The organism is Francisella sp. 19S2-4, assembly GCF_036281795.1.
Taxonomy (GTDB): Bacteria; Pseudomonadota; Gammaproteobacteria; order Francisellales; family Francisellaceae; genus Francisella.
This window is the reverse complement of record NZ_JAWUZH010000080.1, coordinates 1-3,437: the sequence shown is the minus strand read 5'-3', so window position 1 is coordinate 3,437 and position 3,437 is coordinate 1. Positions and strand designations below refer to the sequence as shown.

Genomic DNA, 3,437 nt, shown 5'->3' with positions numbered 1-3,437 from the left:
TTAAGGCTAAGTTTTTACTAAAAATAGCAAAAATATTCCTATTCATAGAAATTGAAAGATTTATTCAACAGTCTTTAGGAGATTCTGGACCAAGTTCGGAACGACAGGTTTTATTTTACAAAAAGTATTCATATACTAAATCATCTATTGGTTTATAGCTTAGTGCTAAGGATAAGAAGGGTTTATAAATTATCGAACTGAGGTTATATTAGATCTGACTTATCTGTTTTCTATTATTATTGTTACTATCATACGCCCTAGCCCATATAAAGCACTTAATATTATGAATATAGTTATTAGATTGTACATTGTTGTTGGATATTGAGGGTAGTCAGGTAATGTGGGTTTTACAATATCAACTAGGAAGCTTTGTTGGCTTTGACTATCTAGTTTAGCCATTTCGAATGACTGTAGGGCTGACTGATATTCTGTCATAGTAAATTCAGCATTTAGCTTTAACCACTGATAGTTTGAAACAAGGTCTCCTAGCTCTGAGTTTTTATTGTTAGGATCTTCAGCTAAGAACTCAGTTTTTTCTCGATCTATTTGTGTTTTTAGTGCTAAAATCTCTTGCTCTGTAGCTTTTATTTCGCTAGATTCTGGGTTCATGTATGATTTTAGGTTTGTAAGCTTTGTTTCTGCTGTAGATAATTTACCTTTAAGGTCTGCGATAACAGTACTTCTTGAAGTTACAGAGCTTTCAGGGTCAACAATTCCTTTTTTGTTTTGGAACTCGATGAGTTGATCTTGAGCATCGATAGCTCTTTTCTTTATCTCATCAAGTTGCTCACGGTTGAATTTCATCCTATTCTCGGCAAGGGTATGAGATATATAGTCTATGGCGTCTTGACTTCGTTTGACAATATCATTTAGGACTTCTTTAGCTTGGATTGCAGTAAATCCTTGTACGTTTATGGTGATTGCATTTGACTGTTCATCATAGCTTATAGCTATCATTTTTTTATAGTATTTTAGGAAATCTTGATCATCAGCATCATCTGAAAGTCTTGAAAAAAAATCAACATTATTGCTTTGGTACATTGCTTTTATATTTAAGTCTTTTTGTAGGAAATATAACATTTGAGGTGATTGTATATAGTTAATTAATAGATAACTATGAGTAGTGCTTACACCTCCATTACCACCTAGTAAACTTGATAGGGTAGAATCAACAGGAGCTGCGGTGTTGTTTTGGTTAAGAGAAACTAAAGCGGTACTTTCATATCTTGGCGTTGCTAAAAATATAAAATAAAAAGCAGCAATTATGGTTGGAATTACAACTAGTGAGATGAAGCTATGTTTTTTTATAAATTCTAAAATTTTTTTACCAACTACTGATAGGTGTTGAGTTTTATTGAGAGTGTTTTTTCTTAATGATGTGGTTTTAAAAAGTTTACTTAATTTCTTATATATATAAATTACTTTTAATTTGTACATTTTTTTTAAATTTTGTGCAATTTTATTCATTTTTATGTACTATCTCATTGTTAGTTATTTTTCATACACTGCTATTGCATCATCTATGTTTTCATATATAGAGATTTTTCCATCCTTTAAAAAAACACCCATATCAACATATTTTTTTAAATCATTCATATTATGTGAAACCATAATTACACAAGCAGATTTTCTTTTTTTATCAAATTCTTCTAATGCTTTTGCTTTAAAGTGAGCATCTCCAACAGCAGTTACCTCATCAACAAGGTAGTAATCAAAATTAAAGGCCATAGAAAGTCCAAAGTTTATTCTACTTCTCATTCCTGAGCTATATGTTTTTACTGGCATATAAAAAAAATCACCGATTTCTGCAAAGTCGTAAACAAAGTCAGTTATTCTCTTGGTTTCTTTAATATTCATTCCATGTATTTGACAAACAAATTTGATATTTTGTTTGGCTGTTAGAGATCCTTGGAATCCTGCTGTTAAACCTACAGGCCATGATATATTGCTTGTTGAAACTATTTTACCAGAATTTGGTAACTCTAAACCGCCAAGGAGACGTAAGAGTGTTGACTTCCCAGCGCCGTTTGCACCAAGTAACCCTATGCTTTTTCCTGATGGGAATTTATAGCTGGCATCCTTAAGTATATAGTGTTTTTTACCTTTAATATTATAAAATTTAGTGACGTTCATTAATTCTATCATAATTATCACCTTGAACGAGCATTCATTAATATATTGTCTCTCGCAACATAATAAAATAATATACCAAGAAATAACACTATTATAGAGAATAATAGCGTGTAGTTGTAACTTAAATATTGAGATGATGGACTATTTTTTATATCAAAAGCAGAGCGTATTATTTCAATAGCTTGAAATATTGGATTGTATGAGAGATAATACGCAAACTTTTGAGGGAGATCGTTTAGACTAAAGAAAACTCCTGATGTGAAGTATAAGAATCTAAATAATACACTTAAAAATTTATTTAAGTCTAGATAGTAGTAGTTTAATATTGCAAATAATAGAGAAAGGCCTAGGGCTAGCAAAAATAATATAAAAAAAGAAAAAACTATTCTAAGTGGATAGTAAACAGTTACAGGCTGAGGTGAATATAGTACCATTAGTGTTCCACATAGAATTATAACAGCAAGGGTTGTGGAATATTCTAAAATGATTCTGGTTATGATTGTGTCCACGACTTTTACTTGTCTGTAAGTTAGCAGTCCTTGGTTAGCAGATATTGCGTTTGAACATGATGTAACAGACTTTTGTAGGAAGAAGTATGGTACAATCCCTGTTAATAGGAATAATATTATAGGCATATTTCCAGTTGAGTGTTGTAGCCAGTAAAATAGAATGAAAAAAATACCCACTTGTAGTAACGGTTCAATTAGTATCCATGCGTAACCAAAATAACTATCACCAAATTTTGTTGTTATCTCACGGTTAAATAAGGCCCAGATAACATTTTTATGTTGAATTAAGTTTTTATATAGCTCAGTCATTTTATGTAAATTGTATAGTTATATTTATTTTCTTATTTGCACCTTTAAGCCTTTTGTATTTATTCTTAATTGGCGTAAATACTAAACTAAAACAAAAATGAAGTTGGTTTAAAAACTACATTATATCATTATTTAGATTTAATTAAAAAATATTTGAAATAATATAGTAAATAAGTAATAATGGAATTCACTTTTATATTATTCAAATTTACATTATATAGTAGATTAACAGTGTATTTGTATGTTTAAAAAAATCTTAATCCTGTTCTTGTCATTATCTGTCATGGTGTTATCCTTTGCAGCTCCTGATCCAAGTCCTATTATTCCAGGTATGGGAGAGTTTGATACTCTTGCTGCTGAAGGAGCTGGGTTGCCAACCTCAGATAAAAATCCTCCGAGATCTATGGACGCTGGATTAGCATCGGTTACGGCTATGGATCCTGGTCATAGGATAGAGGATCGAGATGGAAGTCAGTTTTCTAATAA

The 3,437-nt window shown here is 30.9% G+C and carries 3 protein-coding genes and 1 pseudogene; 1 reads left to right on the top strand and 3 read right to left on the bottom strand.

Annotation, left to right across the window (positions count from 1 at the left end):
* Positions 1–219: 219 nt before the first annotated feature.
* Genes R8535_RS10725 through R8535_RS10715 form a run of 3 tightly spaced genes read right to left on the bottom strand, consistent with a single transcriptional unit; the run spans position 220 to position 2,951 of the window.
* On the bottom strand, positions 220–1,467 hold the full coding sequence (locus R8535_RS10725; protein ID WP_329499124.1) for a Wzz/FepE/Etk N-terminal domain-containing protein: 1,248 nt from the start codon (positions 1,465–1,467) through the stop codon (positions 220–222).
* A 24-nt stretch (positions 1,468–1,491) separates the two neighbouring features.
* Entirely contained in the window at positions 1,492–2,145 is a 654-nt protein-coding gene (locus R8535_RS10720; RefSeq protein WP_329499122.1) for an ABC transporter ATP-binding protein, read from the bottom strand.
* A gap of 5 nt (positions 2,146–2,150) precedes the next feature.
* A complete protein-coding gene (locus R8535_RS10715; protein WP_329499120.1) occupies positions 2,151–2,951 on the bottom strand; it encodes an ABC transporter permease in 801 nt (266 codons plus the stop codon).
* Positions 2,952–3,192: 241 nt separating this feature from the next.
* On the opposite strand from R8535_RS10715, the pseudogene R8535_RS10710 reads away from it, so the two are divergent.
* Positions 3,193–3,437 (top strand): annotated as a pseudogene (locus tag R8535_RS10710) (polysaccharide biosynthesis/export family protein); the annotation flags it as partial.

Excerpts from the sequence above, each read along its gene's own strand:
- R8535_RS10725 (WP_329499124.1), bottom strand. The coding sequence starts at position 1,467 with ATGAATAAAATTGCACAAAATTTAAAAAAAATGTACAAATTAAAAGTA.
- R8535_RS10715 (WP_329499120.1), bottom strand. The coding sequence starts at position 2,951 with ATGACTGAGCTATATAAAAACTTAATTCAACATAAAAATGTTATCTGG.
- R8535_RS10720 (WP_329499122.1), bottom strand. The coding sequence starts at position 2,145 with ATGATAGAATTAATGAACGTCACTAAATTTTATAATATTAAAGGTAAA.